Source organism: Allohahella marinimesophila, from assembly GCF_039538005.1.
GTDB lineage: Bacteria > Pseudomonadota > Gammaproteobacteria > Pseudomonadales > Oleiphilaceae > Allohahella > Allohahella marinimesophila.
Window position 1 is genome coordinate 538399 of the sequence record NZ_BAABBO010000007.1, and the last position, 23799, is coordinate 562197.

The window sequence follows — 23799 nt, forward strand, 5'->3', positions numbered from 1 at the left end:
AACGGAAAAGCATGCCCCGCGGGCGTGTTGACGATGTGGTGCACACCCTGCTGCAGCGTGCTGATGCTGCCATGTATTACGCCAAGCAGTCCGGCAAACGTCAGGTCAGGGTCTGGCCGATACCTGGCGACGATGAGTAGCGGATTGAGGAATCTGTTCACTGATACAGCGGGCAATCCGTGTGTAGAGTTCGTAGAACTGCTCATCGGTCCACCCCGAGCCACTCAGTAACAGCCCACTGTCGACGTAGTCCGGCGTCCTGAAGCGGGCGTAGAAACCGATCACGTCGAGGTGATCGGCTATGGCGAATGCCAGCAACTCTTCGTCGACCTGTGGCTCGTCAAACATCACGAGCTGCCGCGCGGTATTGACGATACCATCATTCACGCAGAGATCGACCGTCCTCGGCCGCACCGACTGATCACTGATACACCGGCCATCCCGCAGGGCCTGGCGCAGGGCCTCAACGGCCCGTTGCCCCGGGGCTGCTGGCATCGGGCAATCAATCTCCTCGCCGGCCGTCGCCTCGTACAGCGTGCGAAACAGCGGTTCCGGCTGATAGGGTGGCTCCCCAATCCTGATCCCGGCAGCCGTGACGACCGAAGCCAGGCGGACCTCGAGAGCCGGATCCCTGTTACTGCCCTGTCGAAGCGCAATCATTTCAACCGGGCGCAGATTGTCGAGCAGGTCCAGATCGGCCAGCACGCCGATGACATAGCGGCCAGCTTCCCCGATATCGGTGATGACCTCACTGAAAGCGTTCTTGGCAAACTGATCCCTCACAAAGGACCTGGCGGCGCGGCTGAGCAAACGACCCAATGCAGCGATTCGTTTCACGCTTCGAAAAGGCTGCCTGAGGGGCGACTCCCGCACGACGCGGACGAATGGCGCCAGGGTGAGACAGGTGCCCCATTGCGGCGCAGCCATCGGAATCACGGTGCGCAGACGTTGGCGAATACCAGTGGGATCCAGTTGTTCCCAGGCCACGCCCGTGAGCGGCTTGTCGTTGAGCAGCAGTGCCGCATCCACGCCCCCGGTACTGTGACCAATGAGATGAATCCGTTCGGCGCGGCCGAACCGTGCCTCGAACTCACTGATATTTTTCAACAGCTCTGCCTGACGCACCGCAAGCTGCGAGCTCGGCCTCGTGTTCAGCGCGACCACGGGCACGGCGCCGCCAAGAATGGTCTGCAGGGCTGCCCGCAGGGCGGCAAGCACACGGGCATCGAAATAGCTGAAGTTATTGAAGCGCTCGAAGCCAAGAAAACCTGGCGCGAGAAAGACGATGTCGTTCAATGGTAAGTGTCCTGAGCTGATGACCAGGACAGACAATACCGACGAAATCGCTCGAAATACAAGTAGATAACTGGTGTCGAATACAAGGTCAGCAACTGACTCACCGCCAGACCGCCCATGATGGTGATGCCGAGCGGCTGGCGTAACTCGGCGCCTTCCCCATAACCGATGGCCAGCGGAATGGCGCCGAGCAGACCCGCGAGGTTGGTCATCAATATGGGCCGAAACCGCAGACGGGCAGCTTCGCGAATGGCTACTGCAGGCGCTTCATTCCAGAGTCGCTGGCGCTGAAGCGCAAAATCAATCATGAGAATGGCATTTTTCATCACGATGCCGATGAGGAGAAACAGGCCCAGCAACGCAATCAGACTGAACTGGAGGCTCCACACATTCAGGGCGAGCAGTGCCCCAATACCCGCAGACGGCAAGGTCGAGAGGATAGTGAGCGGGTGCAGCAGACTTTCATACAGCACTCCGAGCACCAGATAGACCGCCACCAGCACCCAGAGAATGAGCCAGGGCTCGCGCAGATGATCGCTGGCATCATTGCCGCTGCCGGGCGCGACGTGAACCTGAGTTGGCAGCATGATACGGTCCAGCATCTGTTCTATTGCCAGCTCTGCTTCTTCAGCACTGACCTCTGGTGCCAGCTCATAGCCGACTCGCTTTGTCAGGAACTGGCCAGAATGCTCGACCCTGTCGTCGCTACGGCCGTATGACCAGCTGGCGAAGGCTGAAAGTGGTACTTGTTGCCCATCATCAGTCAGCACATGCAACTGCTCCAGCACACTGGGGTCGGCCGTCTGCTCCGGTGCGAGTTCCATCACGACACGGTACTGATTGAGGGGCTCATACAAGGTCGCCACCTGGCGCTGTGAAAAGGAATTGTTCAGTAACGACGCCACGGCACTGACATCGACGCCACGCTGTCGGGCAGCCTGACGATCGATATTCAGCGTCACCTGAAGGTTATCCTCTTCACCGATCGAGTCGACGTCGACGAGCTCCGGCAGCGCCTTCATGGCCTCGGCCGCCCGCCGGCTCCATTCGTCGAGCGCTGCGATCGAATCGGACCTCAGTACCAGATCGTGCGAACTTCGGCCAAAAGGCGACGACAGGCGGATATCCTGGTCGACACGCAGCGACATCCGCGCGCCCGGCACGCTCGGTGCATTCTGTCGCAGTCGATCAACGATCTCCCGAGCTGATGCCTTGCGTTGGTCGAAGGGCTTGAGCCTGACAATCAGGCTGGCATTGGTGGCGCCGCCGCCCCCACTGGTACCCGTTACCTCTTCGACAGCCGGATCATCAAGAAGATAGTCGCGATAGATCGCGATCTTGGGTTGCATCAACTGAAACGAGGCGCCATCGTCCCCCCAGACATTACCGGAGACCTGCCCGGTATCCTGCTCGGGCAAGGTTATCTTTGGTATGGTGGCATAGAGATAGACGTTGCATATGATCACGCCTGTGAAGACCAGCAGAACGAGCCGGCCATGGCGCAGTGCCCAGTCGAGACTACGGCTGTAGCCAGCCTGCCAGGCATCGAGCAGGCCCTTCCTCGCCCGCTGCAGGCGCACGCCCGTTTCATGTTCAGATCTGCGCAGCCAGTTTGCACAAAGGCTTGGCGTCAAGGTAAGCGAGACCACTAGCGAGATCACGATCGCAGCCGCCAGCGTGAGCGAAAACTCCCTGAACAGGCGCTCGACGATGCCGCCGACGAAGAGAATGGATATGAACACGATAATCAACGCAAGATTCATCGCCAGCAAGGTAAAGCCGACTTCCTGACTGCCGAGTCTGGCAGCCTCCATCGGCGTATAGCCCGCGTCTATATGTCGCCGGATATTTTCCAGCACGACAATCGCGTCATCGACGACCAGCCCGCAGGCCACGACGAGCGCCATCAGCGACAGGTTGTTCAGCGAAAAGCCGAAAAAATACGTCGCCACGAAAGTGCCCACGAGCGAGACTGGGATCGCTAATGCAGGAATCAAGGCGCTGCGCCAGGTGCCGAGAAAAAACCATATGACCAGAATGACCAGCCCTACCGCGATCGCCAAGGCTCGTTGAGCTTCCACGATGGTCGCCCGAATGAGCGGTGAGCGGTCGATGACGACAGACAGATCGCTATCTGGCGGCATTAACGAGCGAAGACGCGGCAGGCTCTCATGGATACCATCTATGGTGTCGACGATGTTGGCGCCTCCCTGGCGGCCAACGAGCAGGATGACGGCCGGCTCGCCATTATGGAAGCCGCTCCTGAAGCGGTCTTCTACTGACTCGGACACCCTGGCCACATCGCCCAGTCGCACCAGCGCACCACTGTCGTGCCGTATCACCAGCTGGCGAAAATCAGCAGCAGTGCGCAGAGGATCGTTTGTCTGTACCTGCCAGCGAAACCTGTCGTCTTCCAGAACACCGAGCGGGCGCAAGGGATTCGCCTGCATGATGGCTGTGCGCACTTCATCGAGGGTGAGGCCCATGTGCAGCAGCGTGCCTGCATGGAGCTGCACCCTGATAGCCGGCAGCGAAGAGCCTATCACACTGACCTCCCCTACTCCGGGCACCTGGCCGATATGCTGGGCGAGCAGGCTCGAGGCGGTGTCATAGAGCTGACTTGTCGACAAGGTTGAAGAGCTGAGGGCGAAAGCCATGATGGGAGCCTGTGCAGGGTCGATCTTTCGATAGCCAGGATTGCCACGCATACCGGCGGGGAGCTCGCCACGCACGGCGTTGATGGCAGCCTGAACATCTCGGGCGGCCGCCTCGATGCCTTTACCCATACTGAAATGCAGCACCACCTGGGTCGAGCCCTGCGTACTGGACGACCATAGCCCCGACAGACCAGATATACTGCCGAAAGCGCGCTCCATCGGAGCTGCCACAGTGCCAGCCATGCTTTCAGGACTGGCTCCAGGCAGGCTCGCGGTCACGATGATGGTCGGGTAATCGACCGGCGGCAGGGGCGCTACCGGAAGCTGCCGCCAGGCCAGCAGACCCAGGAGGACGAGCGCCGCAGCGAGCAGCGAGGTGCCGATTGGCCTGCGAATGAAGGGCGCCGAAAGATTCATCGCAGCCGGTCAAAGAAAAGATAGACGACCGGGGTTGTGAAGAGCGTCAGCACCTGACTCACCAGCAGGCCGCCGACCATGACCAGACCGAGGGGCTGGCGAAGCTCAGCCCCCGACCCGCTGGCCAGCATGAGGGGCAAGGCCCCAAAAAGCGCAGCCAGTGTCGTCATCAGAATCGGCCGGAAGCGCATCAGTGCCGCGCGCTTGATGGCAACGGTCGAGGAAAGTCCATGCCTGCGCTGTGCATCGAGCGCAAAGCCGACCATCATGATGCCGTTCTTCTTCACCAGTCCTATCAGCAGCACCATACCGATGGCGCCGACCATGTCGAGCGAGCGGTCGGTCAGCAGGAGTGCAAGCAGCGCACCCATGGTGGCAGAGGGCAAGGTCGAGAGTATGGTAATGGGATGAACCAGGCTTTCGTACAATACGCCCAGCACGATATACATCATCGCCACGGCGGCCAGCACAAGCCATAGCGTATCCGCAAGCGAGGCGCGAAAAGCTTCCGCAGCGCCCTGAAAACTCAGCTCGATGCTCGGCGGCAGGTCGAGCTGACTGTCCACCCTATCGATGGCCGTCAAGGCTTCGCCAAGCGAGAAGCCGGGAGCCAGGTTGAACGACAGTGTCGCGGCCGGGAACTGTCCCTGATGATTGACCAGCAGAGCGGCAGAGCGCTGCTCGACGGTTGCCAGACTGGCCAGTGGCACGGCTTCGCCGGCGGCACTCATCACATAGAGCTGGTTCAGTGCCTCCGGCCCCCTGCCCAGTGCCGGATCTGCCTCGAGAATAACGCGGTATTGGTTGGCCTGCGTGAAAAGCGTAGCGATCTGGCGCTGCCCGAAGGCATCCTGCAGTGTATCTGCCACTGCGGATATGCCCACACCTAGGCGGGCTGCTGCCTCCCGGTTGATATTGATGTAGGCCTGCCGGCCCTGTTGCTGAAGATCATTGGCGACATCGATGAGCTCTGGTCGTTGCTCTAGCGCCGTCATCATCCTGGGCACCCATTGCGCAAGCTCTTCCGTCGAGAGGGCGGTCAGGGTGAAACGGTACTGGGTACGACTGACCTGATCTTCGATAGCAAGTTCCTGCACTGGCTGGAACCAGGCTTCAATGCCATCGACAGCAGCGGCGGCCTGTCTCAACCTCGCAATAACTTCGAATACCGAAGCATGACGCTCATCGTGAGGCGGCAGATTGATGAACATCCGACCGCTGTTGAGTGTGTGGTTGGTCCCATCAATGCCGATAAAGGAGGACAGGCTTTCGACATCTGGATCTTTCAGCAGGGCCCTGGCGAGCAATTGTTGCTTTTCGGCCATGGCTGCGAACGAGGTTGACTGCCCCGCCTCCGTGACCACCTGAATGACACCGTTGTCCTGTATTGGAAAGAAATCCTTGTCCACCGCAATGTACAGCATGACTGTCATGACGATGGTGCCAAGCATGACGACCATGGTTGTTTTCTGATGGGCCAGCACCCAGTCCAGCGCGGCTGCATAACGCACTATTATGCGGCTCATAAGCCCTTTTCGCTCATTGATGTCCACTGCTGGCGCCTGGAGCATTCTTGCACACATCATTGGCGTCAGGGTCAGCGACACCAGGAGGGACAGCGCGATAGCTACCGCCAGCGTCACTGCGAACTCGTGAAACATTCGACCGACGACATCACCCATGAATAGCAGCGGAATGAGTACAGCAATGAGGGACACCGTAAGCGAGACGAGGGTGAAGCCGATTTCCTTTGCGCCCTTCAAGGCCGCCTCGGTTGGTGTTGCGCCTGCTTCACGGTGGCGGGCGATATTCTCCAGCATCACGATCGCATCATCGACCACGAAACCCGTGGCGATGGTCAGGGCCATCAGGCTGAGATTATTGATAGAAAAACCGGCGACATACATGAACGCGAATGTGCCGACCAGCGACAGTGGAACTGCGATACTCGGAATGATGGTAGCTGGTACGCTGTGGAGAAACGCGAAAGTCACCAGCACGACGAGTGCGATGGCAAGCAGTAACTCTTTCTGCACATCACGAATCGAGGCGCGAATACTGTCCGTACGATCGGTGAGTACGACGACATCAACGGCTGCGGGCAGGGTCGATGACAGACGTGGCAGCAAGGTGCGTATCCGCTCAGCGACATCGATCACATTGGCGCCTGGCTGCTTCTGAATGTTCAGCAGAACCGCCGGCTGCCTATTGGCCCAGGCCGCCAGAAAACGATTCTCGGCACCGTCGACGATGGTGGCAACATCGCCAAGGCGGAGGGGTGCGTCGTCCTGCCAGGCAAGGATGAGCTTCTGATAGTCTTCGACCGAACGTATCTGATCGTTGGCGTCCAGAAGCGTGCTGCGCATGGGGCCGTCGAAACTGCCCTTGGGCTGACTGACGTTGGTGGCGGCCACCGCTTCACGGATATCCACCAGCCCGAGACCGTAAGCGGCGGCGGCCGCCGGGTTCACCTGAATCCGCAAGGCTGGCCTCTGGCCACCAGCCAGCGTCACCAGCCCGACGCCCTGCACCTGCGCCAGTTTCTGCGCCATGCGGGTATCGACCAGATCGTGAACTTCCGGCAGTGGCAGGCTGTTCGAGGTGACGGCCAGTGTCATGATTGGCGCATCGGCGGGATTGACTTTCCGGTAGACTGGAGGGCCTGGAAGGTCCGTCGGCAGCAGGCTATCGGCAACATTCAGCGCTGCCTGCACCTCCTGCTCCGCGAGTCCTAGATTCACCTGTAGCGCGAATTGCAAGGTAATGACCGAGGCGCCACCGGAACTGGTGGAGCTCATTTGCCTGAGTCCGGGAATCTGCCCGAGACTGCGCTCAAGAGGCGCAGTGACCGTGCGTGAAGTCACATCGGGTCCGGCGCCGGGATAAAAAGTGAAGACCTGTATGATGGGGTATTCGACCTGAGGCAATGCCGACACGGGCAGCTGCCGCCAGGCCATGATGCCCGCCACCAGGAGGGCAAGCATGAGCAGCGAAGTGGCGACCGGCCGGAGAATGAAGGGCCGGGACATCTCAGACATGAGCGGCGCTGCTACCCATCCACTGAGACCTCACGCCCATCCCGCAGACGATCCAGGCCGTCTGTCACCACGAGATCACCTTCGACAAGTCCACTGACCACTGCAAGGCGACCTTCTACCTGTTCACCGGCCACGATGTCGCGCAGAAATGCACGGCCTTCTTCAACGACATAGACATAACTGCCACGGGCACCATATTGCACGGCATCGGCCGGGATGATCAGGGTCTCTTCGGTGCTGCCGAGCCCGACGCGTACGTTTACGAATTGATTTGGAAACAGGGACTCATATTCATTGTCGAAGGCCGCCTTCACCTTGAGCGTTCCGGTAGCGGCATCGATCTGGTTATCCAGGGCCAGGATTCGCCCCACGGCCAGCACGTCCTGCGCTTGCCTGTCTAGGGCCTCTACAGGCAAGGTGTCCTGACCAAGCAGCGCCTGGCGCAGCCCCAGCAACTCCGTCTCCGGTATCGAAAAAACGACCGCAATAGGGCTTGTCTGGGCAATCGTCACCAGTCCATCTGCTGCACTGGCCGATATCAGATTACCAGCGTCAATCTGTCGCAAGCCAAGGCGGCCGGAAATCGGCGCCCTGATATCGGTCCAGGAGCGCTGCAGACGGGCATCGTCGACCTGAGCCTGTAGCGACTTTGCTGCCGCTTCCAGCTCCCGCAATACAGCCGTCTGACTATCGAACTGCTGCTTTGGGATCGCATTTTTTCTCAGGAGATCCTGATACAGGCGCAGATTTGCCCTCGCGTTTTCCAGTTGGGCCTGGTTTTGCTGAAACTGCCCAAGGGCCTGCTGTAAGCGCGATTCGTAGACATCGGGCTCGATGCGGGCGAGTAATTGCCCCCGTACCACCTCTCGCCCCTCCTCGAAGAGGATCTCATCGAGAATGCCATCGACGCGACTGCGCACGACAACGGTGTTGAGCGGAGTGACCGTGCCTATGGCGCTGACCTGGATATCGAGCCGACCCTGCTCAGCCGGCGCTACCCGCACGGAAGAGATCTTGTTTGGGTTCCGCAGCGGCATCTCTCCCACCGTTGACGCGCGGTTCAGCTGATACCAAGCGGCGGCCGCAGCCAGCCCTGCGATCAGTACCGGCAGTAGCCAGCGCCAGGAACCTGAGCCTCTGCGGACGTCATCCATCACGACCCGCCTTGTGCATCATCATCTGATTCACCTGTTGCAGTGCCGAGCGCAGAGAGGCCAGATCATAGGGTTTGGCCAGCACGATCGGTACCGGCTCGAGGCCCTCGCATTCCTCCGTCCCCTGCCCCGAGGCTACCACGACCTGCATGTCCGGGCTGGACAGTCGCGCACGCTTGATCAATGCGGCACCTGACATACCAGGCAGATTGAGATCGGTCAGCAACACCTCGAAGCGCTGCTGGGCAAGATGCTCGAGGGCCGCCTCGGCACTGTCCGCCGCCTTGACCTCATGGCCGAGATGGGACAGAAGCTCGCCTACGGCGTCACGAGTACCGTCATCATCTTCTACCAGCAGAATATGCAGGGGGCCCGGGTCCCGAAGTGGCTCGGATTGTCGGGCGTCAAGCATCTGACGCACCTTTCCCGCCAGATCCTCGCGTCGGTATGGCTTGCTGAGCAACTCCACGCCACGGTCGAGCCTGCCGCCATGAACGATCGCATTCTGGGTGTAGCCAGATGTGTAGAGTACCCTGATATCCGGATGCAGCGCGCGCGCCTTCTTCACCAGATCCGTGCTGCTGACAGGTCCGGGCATAACGACATCGGTGAACAGCATTTCAACACCCATGCCGCTTTTCAGGACACTGAGGGCGCTACGACCATCCTCAGCCTGAAGCACGCGATAGCCGAGTTTCTGCAGCATCGAGACAGCGGTATTACGGACTGCGGGGTCGTCCTCGGCTACGAGTATGGTCTCGCTGCCGCCCACCACAGGTCCGCCCGAAGACATCGGTGCTTCTATCTCGGCTTCGTAGCTTCGCGGCAGATAGATCTTGAAAGTGGTGCCCTTGCCAGGCTCGCTATAGATGCGGATATGCCCCCCACTCTGCTTGGTGAATCCATAAGCCATGCTCAAGCCAAGCCCGGTGCCCTTGCCATCCTGCTTGGTGGTGTAGAAAGGATCGAAGGCGCGTTCGAGCACGTCGGGCGTCATACCTGTGCCCGTGTCTGAGACCGCCAGCTGGACATATTGCCCAGCCGGCAGATCAGGCTGACTCAGAACGTAATGCTCGTCAAGATAGGTATTCGCCAGCTCGAGGGTAAGGCTACCGCCCTCGGGCATGGCGTCACGAGCATTGATCGCGAGATTCAGAATTACATTCTCGAGCTGATGTGGATCGGCGAGCGTATTCCAGAGGCCAGCGGCTTCAATGACATCGATTTCAATAGCTTCACCAAGTGCCTGGCGCAGCAGCCCTCCCATGTTCCTGAGTATTCTGTTCAGATTCAGGGGCACTGGCCGCAGGGGCTGACGACGGGCAAATGCCAGCAGTTGAGACGACAGATTACTCCCACGATCGACGGCATCGACAGCGGTCTTCAAGTATTGCAAGGTCTGCGAGGGCAATCTTTCGGCCTCGACCTCAAGCTGGAGCAGCTGAAGACTACCAGTGATGATCTGCAGAACGTTGTTGAAGTCGTGGGCGATGCCGCCCGTCAGCTGACCGATGGCTTCGAGCTTCTGACTTTTCTGCAGCGCCAGCTGACTGGTCTGCAGGGCCTTCGTGCGCTCCTGCACCAGTTTTTCCAGATTTTTCTGATGCAGGTTCAGTTTGTCACGCGTGAGTTTGTGGTCAGTGACGTCCGATCCCTGCCAGAACAGGCCCGTCGTTCTGCCAGCGTCATCGCTAATGGGTTGAAACACGAAATCGACAAAACGTGTTTCCAGAGCAGCACCGGGGCGCCGTTGCAGCCTCACGGCAATGCCAGAGCCCACATAAGGAATTCCGGACTGGTAAACATGATCAAGCAGGACCAGCAGTTGCTGACCTTGCATCTCAGGCAGGGCTTCGACGGCAGGCAAACCAAGCACTTCCCGCTGGCCGATGATTTGCTGGTAGGCGTCGTTCACAAGATCGAAGACGTGGTTTGCCCCGGTGGTCACAGCGATGAAGCCCGGCGCCTGCTTGAACAGGGTTCGCAGATATTGCCGTTCACTGCTGAGCCACCGGTTTTCCTCAACATGGGCTGCGCGCTCGGCCTCGAGCCGCTGCTGCCGCTCGGTGACATCACGGACGATGATCAGATAGCCAGCAAAGCGGCCTAGCTCATCGTGAACTGGCGAGCAGACGCTTTCAGTCGTCTTCATTGAGTCAGCGATCCGGCAGCTGGCCTCTACTGCCACGGTATCGTCGTCATCCCGGACATCCTGAAGGCTTGACTCCAAGGCCGAGGACCAGCATGGCAGGTCGGCAGCAGCGCGTCCGACGGCTTCCTCTTGACTCACCCTGAACAATCGTTCAGCGCCGCTGCTCCAGTACAGGACCCGCTGCAGCGGGTCCAGAGCGACCACCGCATCTCGGGAGTGGGTCAGAAAACTTGTCAGGTAATAATCTGAAATAGCAACGCGAGGTTCCTGCTGCGATGGGCCGCTGTGGTATCGCCGCAACTGGCTGTTGGCCCTGCTCAGGCTGCGTTGCAAATTCTGACGCTGACGACATTGCGCTGCAACACCAGCGAGCAATTCTGGCAACCCTGGCCGCTTCACATCCAGCATCGACCAGTGCAGGCCCGACAGGGGCAAGTGCCCCAGACGTCCTTTCTGGTCCTGCCGCTCCTGCCACGGCAGCAGGAAAATATGGCCCTTGAAAGCAAGTCCCTGCAAAATTCGGATGAGTGCAGCTTCGTTGCGAACAAGATCGCCTACCACGACAAGCGGCGGTATCGTATCGACTTCGTTCTGTTGCACGAAAAAGCTTTCGAACTCTGCTTCGACCAGACGAGTCAGGCCAAAGCCGGCGAGCGGATCCTGACGTGACCGTTCATCGACGGCCGCGGCGAGCGCTTCGTCCAGCGGCTCATCCACCGCCACCATGACCAGCAGCTGAGTGGGCTCCGTCTGCGTCATAACAGCGGCATGTCCAGCAAGGCGCGCCCTGTCCACAGTTTGAGCATATCAGTCGTCGGCGACATGACATGACTGGCGCGGGCATCCCTCAGCATCTGTGTCAGGCGACTATTTTCCCGATAGGCTGAACCACCGCAGAGCGTCATCGCTTCGTTGGTAATGGCCACAGCCGTCTCGGCCGCATCGACCTTGCTCGCCAAGATGAACGGCAAGGCTGCGGGATCGCCCAGATCACCTTTTCGCGCGGCTTCCCGAATGAACGATCGGGTTCGCTCCACACTGATCCACATCGTGGCCAGCCTTGACTGCAGGATGTCATGATCGGCCAGCGCTGTGCCAGAGTGGGCATGTCGACGCGCTTTCAAATGCTCCCGGGCTTCGTTGAGCGCGGCTTCGGCGATGCCCAGATAGGTGCCTGCCATTGCCATGAGGAAGTATGGTGCGACTACTTCAAAGACGTACCACACCTGATCGCCGGGCTCGCCAAGCAGATTGGTGGTTGGCACCCTCGCATTGTCAAGCGCCATGGCACGCGAGGAATTGCCCCGCATACCAAAGCCCTGCCAATCGCCAGACCATGTGAGGCCCGGAGTGTCTGCATCGACAATGAGGCAGCTGAAGTCACCGGAGTGGTGTTCGCTGCTGCCGTCCAGAACCGACAGCACGTAGGAATCGGCATGACCACCGTTGGTCACGAACTGTTTCTGTCCATTGACCTCGAGATGCGAGTCACAAGGTGTCATGAGCGTTGCGGGCAGATAGAAGTGGGCGCCGCTTCCCGCTTCCGATAGCGCCAGCGTGGTAATGTGTTCACCCTGGGCTATTTTTCTCAGGTAGTCAGTACGTTGCAGATCTGTTGCCTTGGCAGCAATGACAGCCGACCCGACGCAATGCATGCCGAAGCAGAGGGCTGAGGATGGGCAGGCCTGGGCAATCGTCTCAGTGAGCACGCTAAGGGCCAGCAGACCTTGCTCGTGCCCACCTAGTGCCTGCGGAACATGCAAACCGAGCAGTCCAGCTTTGCTTAACGCGGCCATACTATGAGCTGGCCAGGTACACGCCCGATCCACCTCCTCCGCTCTAGGCGCAATATCGCTGGCCGTCAAACTGACTACGGTCGCCTGCAGCTTCGCAAGTCGGCTGCTGACAGGCCTTGCAGCCTGAACCTTGGTCATGTCTTCACTTTTCATGTGTCGGGACCTGTCTGTCCAGGTAAACGAACAGAATTATGAGTATTTGAGGCCCCGCTGCAAGGCAGGATTTGGCCTGGCATACTTTACTTCGCCAAGCCAACAACCGGACCCGCCTGTCAGCCGATTTGACCGTTGGCCTGCGGACCTCACAAGCGTAGTGCCGATCCTGGCTGTTCGCTAGCAGCCGCGGTCTTTACGGGGCAGCTCTCAGCAGGCGAGCATGCCCTATTATGCGCCGAACATGGCGATCGGTCATTGCTTGTCAACGTGAGAAATCTATAGAATGATGACTCCCACTTGACTCCGCCATAGGGCGGCTGGTATCCGCCTGAAAGGACAAGGTTTCCCCATCGAAGTGACCCTCTCTCGCCGAACCCGGATCATGAGCTGCTGCCTCACGCTCTGCGCCTGTCTGCTCGGGCTCCTGCCGTCGCTGGTGCTCGCCGAAAGCATCCGCGTCGGCGTGCCGAAAAACTTTCCACCGCATTATCAGATTACGGACGCGGGCGCCGAACCGGACGGCTTTGCCATTGAGCTGTTCAATGTCATCGCTGCAAAGGCTGGTCTCACTCCGGACTACATAATTTTCGAATCTATCCAAAACGTCCAGGAGGCCTTGCGCACTGGCGAGATCGACGTGATACCCAACCTGGGCATTACGCCAGAGCGTGAAAGCTATGCGCTTTTCACGGCCCCCATAGAAACAGCGGCTGTCAGACTGTTCAAGCGCAGCGACGATGACTCCATCGAAACTGTCGAAGACATGGCCGAGCGCTCGGTTGCGGTGATACAGAGCAACATTGGCTTCGACATCATCAGGCAGTATGGACCCGCCCGAACCATCGTCTACTCGACGCTACGTGAGGCGCTACTGGCTGTACTCGCCGGTGAAGTCGACGCCCTGGTCTATCCTGCGCCGGTTGTCGAAAGCCTGCTTCGCGAGAGCGGCCTCGAGAATCGCATTCAGCCCGTAGGGCGCACCCTGGTCGAGGTGAGACGCGCCGTGGCCATACGGGCGGATCGACCAGATCTTTTCCTCCGGCTGAATGAAGCTGTGAAGGAAGTGGTCGCCAGCGAGACCTATGCCACGATTTATCGCAAGTGGTATGGCACACCAAAGCCATTCTGGACCGTACCGCGCATATTCCTCGCCGTCGGCGTGTTTCTCGGGATTTTCAGCGCCTTACTCTTCATCTGGCGGGCACGCGCACTAGCCGCGATGGACAAGGCGCTGGCCAGCATTCAGGAGCAGCAGCTGCGGGCGCAGTCCACTGAGTTCGCTGCCAAACTGCAGGTCTTCTTCGAGCAGAACCTTTATTTCGCCGGCATCATGGATCTTGATGGCACCCTGACCGAAATCAATCGCACCGCGCTCGAGTCCAGCGGCTACAGTCGCAAGGAAGTGTTGGGGAGACTGTTCTGGGAGACGCCATGGTGGCGAGGATCCAGCCAGGTACAGGCTTTGATACGAGCTGGCGCCGAGGCTGCGGCCATGGGCGAGCCAATGCGGGTGGAACTCTCTTACTGGCTGGCAGATGGCAGCGAGCGAATTACCGACTTCGCACTGACACCTATCAGGAACGACATCAACGAGATCATTTTTCTTGCCGCAACAGCGAGCGATATCACCGCCCGGAAGCAAACGGAAAAAGCGCTGGAGGCGGCAAGGCGAGCTGCCGAACAGGCCAATCAGGCCAAGAGCGAGTTTCTGGCCAACATGAGTCACGAAATTCGCACGCCGATGAGCGCAATCCTTGGCTACGCAGACATTCTTGGCTCGCATCTCGACGATCCCGATGATCTGGTCAGCATAGAGACCATCCGCCGGAATGGCCGCTACCTGCTCGAACTGATCAACGACGTGCTTGACCTGTCGAAGATCGAAGCTGGCAAGCTGGAGGTCAATCCGGAGCCGAGTTCGCCCGCTGCGGTGGTCAGCGAAGTGTTTTCTCTCATGGAGGTCCGGGCCGGAGAAAAAGGTCTCGATTTCGAAGTGCTCATGCCGAAGCAGCTGCCCGAATTCATCAACACCGATCCGGTTCGTCTTCGACAGATTCTCATCAACCTGACCGCCAATGCCATCAAGTTCACTGAGAAAGGTTCGGTCGAACTTGCGGTGAGCTTCGATGACACCAGCACACCGCCCATCATCAGCTTCGCGATCAGTGATACTGGCGTCGGCATTCCAGAGCCTCAGATGGACGCCATATTCCAGGCCTTTCAACAGGGCGACAATACCATGACCAGGCGTTTCGGTGGCACGGGCCTGGGTCTGACCATCTCTCGCCAGCTGGCTGCCCTGCTGAATGGTTCGTTATCGGTGGACAGCAGCGTAGGCGTTGGCAGCACGTTCACCTTGAGGCTGACCATAGACGAAGCCTGCAAGTTACGACTCGTCGAACCAGAGCTGTCTTCGGCGGGCTCCAGAGCGACACTGGTGGATCAGCCCGACTCGCTCACCGGTGTGCATATTCTGGTCGTGGATGATCGTGATGATATCCGCCTGCTGGTACAACGGCTCATCGAGCGTGCCGGAGGCACCACACGCGCGGCGCCAAATGGCCTGGCGGCGCTAGCGAGTGTAGAGCTGAGCAAGACGCTCGGTCCGGCCTTCGATGCCGTCATCATGGATATGCAGATGCCGATCATGGACGGTTTCGAGGCCACCAGGCAGCTGCGCGACGATGGCTTCGATCGGCCGATCATCGCCCTCACCGCCGGAGCCATGCTCGGCGAGCGCGAAAAATGCCTGGAAGCGGGCTGCAGCAGCTATCTCAGCAAGCCTGTCGATGAGCACAGGCTCATTCAACTCATCCTCGAAGCTCGAGCACAGGTGGCCGTGGTGGAACGCGCGGCCATGAGCGAGCAGTCCGGCTACCGTGTTCTGCTCGTGGATGACAATCCTGACTCCAGTAAGGCACTCGCCCAGTTGCTGGGTTTCAGACAGTATCAGGTCGACCTTGCGCCTGACGGCACCTCTGCCATCACCCAGGCCCTGACCAACAAGCCTCACGCCATCGTACTCGATCTCGGTCTGCCCGATATCAGCGGCGTAGAAGTGCTGGAGCGTCTCCGCGCCGAACCCTCGCTTCAGAACAGCCTTTTTATTGCGCTGACTGGGCGGGATCCTTCAGAGCTGGGTTCAGTCGTTGAGCGTTTCGATCATTTTCTGCTGAAACCCGTTACTGCCGACGACCTGATCACTCTGCTGGAAGGTCACGATCTTACGAGCTGACGCACTGGGAGGCGTGGCCGATCAGAACAGAAGCCGGTACAGCTGTGCCAAGGACATCAATATGCACATGGTGATGACCATGCGGCGGATATATCGCAGGGGAATCGTCAGCATCATGTGGCTCGCGGTATAGGCGCCCAGCACCTGTCCGGCAATCATCGCCGCGCCAATCGCCCAGACCACCTGCCCGCCAGCAGAGAACAACACGAGCGCCACCACGTTCGTCGTGAAATTCAAGGGCTTTGCCCGCACCGTCGCCGTCCGCAGCGTATGCCCCCGGAAGACCACACCGCTGGCCGCAAAGAAGGAGCCAGTACCTGGTCCTATGGCGCCATCATACAGTCCAATGGCCGGAATGACCGTACTGCCATACCAGGGCTGAGTCAGTCTGGCGTGAGTTTCGAGTACGCCAAGTGCTGGCGACAACAGGAAGTAGAGAGCCACCCCAAGCAACAGCACAGGCACGAACCAGCGCAGCCAGTCCGTGGCCACATTCTGAACGATCACGGCCCCTATACCCGCGCCAACGCCTGCTGCAAGCAACAAAGGCCAGAACTCCCTGAGGTTCAGCTGTTTTCGCCACAGCAGGGCAAGCGTTGCCGTCAAGGTGCCGGCAAAGGACTGACTCTTGTTTGTTGCAAGCGCACTGACTGGCGGAATGCCCACCAGAATCAGCGCAGGCAGCGTCAGCAAACCGCCGCCGCCAGCCAGTGTATCGACCCATCCGGCAAGGGCGGCCACACAGAACAGACCAAGCAGCATGGCTATTGACCAATCGACACTACTGACGCTCTCTACAGGCATGAATGAATGTTCTCAAGATGGATGATGGACTGGCTTAACAGTCTTATGGACTTCAGGCTGCGTAATAGTAGCTGATCAAACGCACAGGACTTCACTCACACACAGGAGTAATGAATGAACATGCAGATCACGGCCGATGACGGCCATCGTTTCGACGCCTATGCGGTCGCACCTGACACTCGGAGCCGCCGTCCGGCGCTGATCCTCCTGCAGGAGATCTTCGGCGTCAATCACGAAATGCGTCGGCTGACCGAAAAATATGCCCAGCTCGGCTACCATGCCGTTTGTCCAGACCTCTTCTCCAGACTCGAGCCGAATATCCAGCTCACCGACAACACCGATGAAGAGTGGCAACAGGCCTTTGACTACATGAACCGCTTCGACATTGACCGGGGCATCAAGGATGTTCAGGCCTGTATCAGTCAGGTTCGCGAACTTCCCGGTTGCAATGGCCGCGTGGGCGCCGTTGGTTTCTGTCTCGGCGGCAAGCTGGCCTACCTTACGGCCAGCAGGACAGATATCGATGCCTCTACCGGCTATTACGGCGTAGCCCTCGAAACCCTGTTGGACGAGCGCGAGAACATCAAGTCTCCGCTGATGCTGCACTTTGCGGAGCTGGATGGGTTTTCTTCCCGAGACGCGCGCGAGAAGGTCTTCGCCTCACTGGCCACCCGCTCCCATATCGATTTGCATCTCTACAAAGGCGTTGACCATGCCTTTGCCCGCCACGGTGGCCAGAATTACGACGCCCAGCAGGCTGAGATCGCCAATGAGCGAACGGCTGTTTTCCTTGATCGAGCGCTTGTCTGACAGGCACAAAAAAGGCTGCCCTGATGGCAGCCTTTCGTTTCACCAACTGATCATGCCGCTTCGGTATGTCGACCTTCACAGAATTCTTCGATCATCTTGCGATTGAACGCAGGTATATCGTCCGGCTTCCGGCTGGTCACAATGCCGTTATCGACAACGACTTCCTCATTCACCCAGTTTGCGCCAGCGTTCTTCAGATCTGTCTGAATGCTCGGGAATGAGGTCAGCGTCCGACCCTTGACGACGCCAGCTTCGACCAACATCCATGGGCCATGACAAATGGCAGCGACAGGCTTCACGCTGTCTTCGTTGAAAAAACCCTGAACGAACTTCACTGCATCCTTGTTGGCGCGAAGTGCGTCTGGATTGAACAGGCCACCTGGTAGCACCAGGGCATGGTAATCTTTGGACGACACATCGGTGACTACCTTGTCTACGTTGATGGAATCGCCCCAGTTGTCCGAGTCCCAGCCCTTGATACTGCCGCTGTCCAACGACACGACGTCGACGCTGGCACCGGCGTCTAGCAGCGCTTGACGAGGCTTGAACAACTCGCTTTGTTCAAAGCCATCGGCTGCCAATATAGCCACTTTCTTTCCTTCGAGTCTGTTTGAGTCAGTCATGGAATGCTCCTTGTAATTCGTTGACTTGTTTGCACGCCAATAAGGGAGCAGAGGTCGTGCCAGAGTGACCGGTAAGGGCTGCCGTCGCGGCACAAATCACGGCCGGGCCGCTCACGACGGGACCTGCAGCCCCATTAAGATCATGTCATGCGCCGCCAACCAGGCTTGAGCCTTCATATCGAACAGCTGGCACACGGTGGTAATTACAAAGTAAATGAAGCGCTTACAGAAAAAGAGCGGCCGAAGCCGCTCTGATTGTCATGATTCAGGCACAGATCAGGCAGCGTTGATCATGATCGCCTTGATATTGACGAACTCACGGATGCCAAAGCCACCGTGCTCTCGACCATATCCGCTGTCTTTCACACCGCCGAACGGCAACTGCGGCTTGGCGAGGTTGTAACCATTGATATTGATCATGCCGGTATCGAAATGATTGCGAGCCAGTTCAATGGCGCGGTCCTCGTTTTTAGAGAACAGGCCACCGCCGAGGCCATAGCGCGAATCGTTGGCGATACGCATAGCGTCTTCATCGTCCTTGGCCTTGATCAACGAGGCCACCGGGCCGAATATTTCTCCGTCATAGGCCGGCATGCCCGGCTTCACGTTCTCAAGCACGGTATTGGGATAGAAGAAGCCTTTGCCGTCCGGCACCTTGCCCCCAACGGCGCACGTTGCGCCGTTGGCGAGCGACTTATCGACCTGCTCCTGAATCGTATCGCGAAGATCCTCGCGCGCAATCGGCCCAAGCTGCGTGTCCTTGTCGGTAGGGTCACCAACCTTTATCGCGGCCATCTGCTTGACGAACTTATCTCTGAACTCATCATAGATGGCAGCACTGGCGACGAAGCGCTTACCCGCTACGCAGGTTTCGCCATTGTTGACGATGCGAGCCTGCACACAAGCCTCGACGGCGAGATCGATATCGGCGTCTGAGAGCACGACGTATGCATCATTGCTGCCGAGCTCGAGCACCGTTTTCTTTACCACCTTGCCTGCCGCCTCGGCGATCTTCTTGCCGGTGTCGTCGCTACCCGTAAAGGTCACACCGCGCACTTTCGGGTGATCGATCAGTTTGCTCGCACCCTTGCCGTCGAGTATCAGAGACTGATACACATTTTTGGGCAGGCCTGCATCCAGATACAGTTTCTCGATTTCCTGCGCCATACCAAACACGTTCGAGGCATGCTTGAGCACTGTGGTATTCCCGGCCATGATGTTCGAAGCGCTATATCTGATGACCTGATACATGGGGAAGTTCCAGGGCTGAATGCCCAGTATCACACCGATGGGGCGATAGGAGACCAGCGCACGGCCGCCTTCAAGTTCGCGGCTCTCGTCCTTCAGCTGCTCAAGCCCCTGCTTTGCCGTATAGCGACAGATGGCAGCACAGAGCTCACACTCCTGGTAACCCTGCGAAATCGGCTTGCCCATCTCCCGGGTCATGAGTTGCGAGAGTGCTTCCTGCCGCTCTTCAATCAGATCGGCCAGCCTGTTCAGAATCTTGCCGCGATTTTCCGGCTTTTCCAGGCGCCAGGTCTTGAACGCCTCGTCTGCACGATCGACGGCGGCTGATGCCTCGGCATCCGTAAGTATCTGATAGTCGGCAATCTTTTCGCCGGTACTGGGATTTATAGTGGTGGATGTCCCGCTCATGATGATCTCCATGCTGGTGATAGGATGTCATCAATGGCTTACGCTCATGCCCCACCCGCAGATGAAGTATGGCGGAGATGTCATCTTTCGGGCAGATCGCTGAGCGCACGTTCAAGATTGGCTACGGTGCCGTCGATATCATTCCATTTCTCAAGGCCAAACAGACCAACTCTAAAAGTACTAAAATCGGCCGATTCGCCAATCATGAGAGGAACGCCTGCTGCCGTTTGCAGCCCTCGAGCCCTGAACCAGGCGCCGCTACGGAACTCTGGGTCGCCCGTATAACTGACGACCACACCGGGGGCCGCGTAGTCAGATGCACTGACGCTCTTGAAACCAAATTCGGCGAACAATGCACGCACGCGACGTCCCAATTCAACCTGGGCCGCTTTCAGGTGGGCGAAACCAGTTCCTTGGGTTTCGAGCATGTTGTCTCGGAATTTCGCCAGGGCATCGGTGGGCATGGTGGCATGGTAGGCATGTCCGCCAGCCTCATAGGCCTGCATGATTTGCCGCCACTTACCCAGATCATTGGCAAAACTGGTACTTTTCGTCTGTGCCAGCTTTTCAGAGCCGAGTTCGCTGAACATCACGATGGCACTGCATGGCGATGAGCTCCAACCTTTTTGTGGCGCACTGATCAGTACATCCACATGACAGGCTTTCATATCTACCCAGAGTGCACCGGATGCGACACAGTCCAGCACGAAGAGTCCACCATATTCATGCACCGCCTCGCCGATCTGGGCAAGGTAGTCGTCAGGCAGCAGCATTCCTGAAGCGGTTTCCACGTGAGGTGCAAACACTACAGCTGGCTGCTCGTCCCTGATCGTGCGAACCACATCGTCGATCGCAGGCGGCGCGTAGGCAGGCTGGTCGCTGTGATCTACTGGCCGCGCATTCATGACGATGGTGTCTTCAGGGATGGAACCGGCTTCGAGAATCTGTGACCAGCGATAGCTGAACCAGCCATTCCGGATCACGAGGCAGGTTGCCCCACTGGCAAACTGTCTGGCGACAGCCTCCATACCATAGGTGCCGCCCCCAGGCACGATAGCGACCGCATCGGCGTTATAGACCTCACGCATGACACTCGAGATGTCCCTCATGACCCCCTGGAAAGCGGCTGACATGTGGTTGAGTGCCCGATCTGTGAAGACGACTGAAAACTCTAGAAGACCCTCAGGGTCTACGGCTGGATACTGAACTGACACGGTGCTGCCTCGGCTTTGGGTGTTATCGATGTTGTCATAGAAGACCACCTCTGCAGTGTACGTGACAAGCAGTTTCAGAGTTGTGACCAAACGCATGCCTGCTTGCGCAAAAACACTCGTCCGGCCGTCAAAAACGGCACACGAATGCTAAACTGGATCAAGACCGGTTGATGGCACCGAGTTACCGCTGAGGAATACCCATTCATGAGCATTGAAAAATTCATTGTACTTGCATTGATCGGCGGCCTGCTGATCTACATCATTTCGATGTACAACCAGTTGGTCAGCCTGCGGAATCGCTTCAGGAATGCCTTTTCGCAGATCGACGTCCAGCTTCAGCGTCGACACGATCTCATTCCCAACCTCGTGGAAGCTGCACGCGCCTACCTTGGTCACGAGCGCGCCACCCTGGAGCAGGTCATGACGGCACGCAACAATGCTACTACGGCCACTGCAGCGGCTGCGAAAAACCCGGGCCAGGGCGAGGCCATCGACAAGCTCAGCGCTGCCGAAACCATGCTCGACAAGGCCATGGGTCGCTTCTATGCCGTTGCAGAAGCCTATCCGGATCTGAAGGCCGACGGCACCATTTCCCAGCTGATGGAGGAGCTGTCCAGCACCGAAAACAGGGTCGGCTTCGCACGTCAGGCCTACAACGATGCCGTGATGGTGTATCACACCTACCGTGAACAGTTTCCGAGCAATCTAGTCGCAGGCTTTTGCGGCTTCACACCAACCCGGCCCTTCACCACTGAAGATCCTGCGGCCCGGCAGGGCGTCAAGGTAAATCTAGGCACGTCCTGAAGTGGATTTTTTTCAGCGCCAGGCTGATGCCCGCCGGTTGAGCTTTCAGCTCTGCGTCTATTTCGTGCTCGCCGTCGTTGGCATACTCGCGGCGGTTAACGTCCTGCCCTTTCTCGCGTTCAATCGCTGGTTGAAGGCTGAGCCGCAATCGTTTGCAGTCTGGATGACCGCTGAAGGCCTTTACATCAGCCTCTTCACCCTCGCCACATTTCTGTACGGCAGTTGGACGCGCGCGCAGACCATAGAGCGCGGAGGCGAACATTTGGCCGCAGCTGCTGGCGGGCAGCTGGTCGAACGAGCCTCGCAGGCGCCCGAGGTACAACGTTTCGTCCACGTGGTCGAAGAAATGAGCATAGCCTCTGGAGTGCCTCCGCCACAGATGTACATCATGCCTCGAGAAGCGGGCCTGAATGCCTTCGTGGCTGGGTTGAGCCGGGATGACGCGGTGCTGGTGGTGACCCGAGGCCTTATCGACGGCCTGTCCCGGGATGAGTTGCAGTCGGTGGTGGCCCACGAGTTCAGTCACATTGCCCATGAAGACATGAGGCTGAACAGCCGGATCATCATCATGCTCGGTGGCATCATGATGATTGGCAGCACCGGCAGGCGCATGATCTCCTCCGAACGCAGACAACGCTGGTACAGTCGGGGCGCCCAGAGCGATGTGCGCCTTTTTCCGATTGGTCTGCTGCTCTGGGTAGCGGGGTCGATCGGCACCCTGTCCGGTCGCGTCATTCAGGCTGCCATCTGCCGACAGCGTGAGTATCTTGCCGATGCTGCGTCTGTGCAATATACACGGCAGCCGGGCAGCCTGGCGTCAGCGCTGCACAAGCTCATGACGGCAGAGGACGGCACAGGTCTGCGTCATGCCGCCATGGCAGGGGAATTGAATCACATGTGCATTGGCGAAAGCCTGTCGAGCCACCGCTGGTTCGCCTCGCACCCACCATTGACAGCAAGGATTTCAGCGGTTGACGCGAGCTTTATGCGCAGCGTGCGGATTCGCCGGAATCAGCAGTCGCTCGAACAGCGGCGAGCTGCCAGGAACAGACATGCGGACCTTTCATCAGACGCGGGCAGCACGGCGCCTGCCGCGACGACGACCCAGGCGGTGTCCGCAAGGGTTGGTCATTGGGGCGAAGTAGAAATGGCCTGGGCCATCGCGGTGCGCCTGGGGCTTGTGGAGCAATTTGGTTCGGCGCTCGACAGGGTGGACGCTGCCGCACCGCTCCTGGTCGAACTGCTAGGCTCAGGGTTTCGCGACCTGGAGGCCCAGGGACCAGGCAAGGCGGCAAGACTGCCGCTGCTCGAATGGTTGACCGGCACATTGAAGCAAATGCCTGATGCGGACCGTGAGAGGCTACTTGGACAGGTCAGTGAGGCAGCTGGGCAGGCGCCTGTGCGCGGGCTTACCAATGTCTGCTTCGTGATGTATCTCAATCATCACCTCTGTCCAAAGCGACACGGCCTCAAGCGTAAACGCGTTAAACGTTACGACACGGTGGCTCACGAGCTGGCGGTGCTGTTATCGCTATTCAGCAGGCTGGGTTGCAGCGCCGCAGCGTCAGTGAAGGATAATCCTGCTGACGAGCCAGCAGCTCGGTTATTTGCGGTGATCGCCTTGCAGTGGTTTCCCTTGTTGACCCTCGAGTTCAGGTCTCGAAGTACCGCTGCAGAGCTGGAACTGGCCTTACAGCGGCTTGCTCAACTGCCACCGCTGCTCAAGCCCGCGCTTATCGACGCCTGCGCCATGGCGGTACGCCATGATGATCGCATAGACGTCGGAGAGTACGAGCTACTGCGTATCAGCTGTGAACTACTCGGCTGCCCACTGCCACCCCAGATGAGCGCGGACTACACGCCGCGTGTCGAACGCCCGCCGCTGCAATTCGACAAGTCGTTCTTGAATTGAACTCACGTCCAGCGCTGAACCAGATTCTCTGGCATGCCGTATCATCCCGCTGGAACACAGCCCGAGAGATAACAA

Annotated in this window: 15 protein-coding genes; 5 read left to right on the forward strand and 10 right to left on the reverse strand. The window is 58.7% G+C overall.

The genetic code is table 11. The annotated features are described in order from the left end of the window. Window positions 1–11 precede the first annotated feature (11 nt). Entirely contained in the window at window positions 12–140 is a 129-nt protein-coding gene (locus ABD735_RS08005; RefSeq protein ID WP_344805121.1) for a hypothetical protein, read from the forward strand. On the opposite strand, the gene ABD735_RS08010 is transcribed toward ABD735_RS08005, so the two are convergent. From ABD735_RS08010 to ABD735_RS08035, 6 genes are read right to left on the reverse strand one after another with little or no spacing between them, the layout of a single operon-like run. Further along, window positions 106–1296, reverse strand: coding sequence for a lipase family protein (locus ABD735_RS08010; RefSeq protein WP_344805123.1), 1191 nt, complete (start codon window positions 1294–1296; stop codon window positions 106–108). The genes ABD735_RS08005 and ABD735_RS08010 overlap by 35 nt on opposite strands. Then, window positions 1293–4370: an efflux RND transporter permease subunit gene (locus ABD735_RS08015; RefSeq protein ID WP_344805125.1), complete on the reverse strand. Its 3078-nt coding sequence runs from the start codon at window positions 4368–4370 to the stop codon at window positions 1293–1295. The genes ABD735_RS08010 and ABD735_RS08015 overlap by 4 nt, the downstream gene beginning before the upstream one ends. Further along, window positions 4367–7408, reverse strand: coding sequence for a multidrug efflux RND transporter permease subunit (locus tag ABD735_RS08020; protein ID WP_344805127.1), 3042 nt, complete (start codon window positions 7406–7408; stop codon window positions 4367–4369). The genes ABD735_RS08015 and ABD735_RS08020 overlap by 4 nt, the downstream gene beginning before the upstream one ends. Before the next feature lie 11 nt (window positions 7409–7419). After that, a complete protein-coding gene (locus tag ABD735_RS08025; protein ID WP_344805129.1) occupies window positions 7420–8562 on the reverse strand; it encodes an efflux RND transporter periplasmic adaptor subunit in 1143 nt (380 codons plus the stop codon). Beyond that, window positions 8555–11473, reverse strand: coding sequence for a response regulator (locus tag ABD735_RS08030; protein ID WP_344805131.1), 2919 nt, complete (start codon window positions 11471–11473; stop codon window positions 8555–8557). Before ABD735_RS08030 ends, ABD735_RS08025 begins: the two co-directional genes overlap by 8 nt. Further along, the gene (locus ABD735_RS08035) at window positions 11470–12663 is read right to left on the reverse strand and encodes an acyl-CoA dehydrogenase family protein (protein WP_344805133.1); all 1194 of its coding nucleotides are present in this window, start codon (window positions 12661–12663) and stop codon (window positions 11470–11472) included. Before ABD735_RS08035 ends, ABD735_RS08030 begins: the two co-directional genes overlap by 4 nt. Before the next feature lie 358 nt (window positions 12664–13021). Between ABD735_RS08035 and ABD735_RS08040 the strand changes: the two genes are divergently transcribed. Further along, window positions 13022–15901 (forward strand): response regulator, encoded by a 2880-nt coding sequence (locus ABD735_RS08040; RefSeq protein WP_344805135.1) that lies wholly within the window; start codon window positions 13022–13024, stop codon window positions 15899–15901. Between the two features lie 21 nt (window positions 15902–15922). On the opposite strand, the gene ABD735_RS08045 is transcribed toward ABD735_RS08040, so the two are convergent. Then, a complete protein-coding gene (locus ABD735_RS08045; RefSeq protein WP_344805137.1) occupies window positions 15923–16705 on the reverse strand; it encodes a TSUP family transporter in 783 nt (260 codons plus the stop codon). A 114-nt stretch (window positions 16706–16819) separates the two neighbouring features. On the opposite strand from ABD735_RS08045, the gene ABD735_RS08050 reads away from it, so the two are divergent. Then, a complete protein-coding gene (locus ABD735_RS08050; protein ID WP_344805139.1) occupies window positions 16820–17515 on the forward strand; it encodes a dienelactone hydrolase family protein in 696 nt (231 codons plus the stop codon). 50 nt (window positions 17516–17565) lie between these two features. Here the strand turns inward: ABD735_RS08050 and ABD735_RS08055 are convergent, their stop codons facing one another. The 3 genes from ABD735_RS08055 to ABD735_RS08065 all read right to left on the reverse strand — a co-directional run bounded on the left by ABD735_RS08055 (window position 17566) and on the right by ABD735_RS08065 (window position 21104). Beyond that, complete coding sequence (locus ABD735_RS08055) at window positions 17566–18138, reverse strand: type 1 glutamine amidotransferase domain-containing protein (protein WP_344805141.1); 573 nt, start codon at window positions 18136–18138, stop codon at window positions 17566–17568. Window positions 18139–18414: 276 nt separating this feature from the next. Further along, window positions 18415–19794, reverse strand: coding sequence for an NAD-dependent succinate-semialdehyde dehydrogenase (locus ABD735_RS08060; protein ID WP_344805143.1), 1380 nt, complete (start codon window positions 19792–19794; stop codon window positions 18415–18417). An 80-nt stretch (window positions 19795–19874) separates the two neighbouring features. Then, window positions 19875–21104, reverse strand: a complete 1230-nt coding sequence (locus tag ABD735_RS08065; protein ID WP_344805145.1) for an aminotransferase class V-fold PLP-dependent enzyme — start codon at window positions 21102–21104, stop codon at window positions 19875–19877. Between the two features lie 108 nt (window positions 21105–21212). Between ABD735_RS08065 and ABD735_RS08070 the strand changes: the two genes are divergently transcribed. Then, entirely contained in the window at window positions 21213–21812 is a 600-nt protein-coding gene (locus ABD735_RS08070) for a LemA family protein (RefSeq protein WP_344805147.1), read from the forward strand. A gap of 1 nt (window position 21813) precedes the next feature. Next, window positions 21814–23724 carry a M48 family metalloprotease gene (locus ABD735_RS08075; protein ID WP_344805149.1) on the forward strand — a complete coding sequence of 637 codons (1911 nt, stop codon included), beginning with the start codon at window positions 21814–21816 and terminating at the stop codon, window positions 23722–23724. Window positions 23725–23799 lie beyond the last annotated feature (75 nt).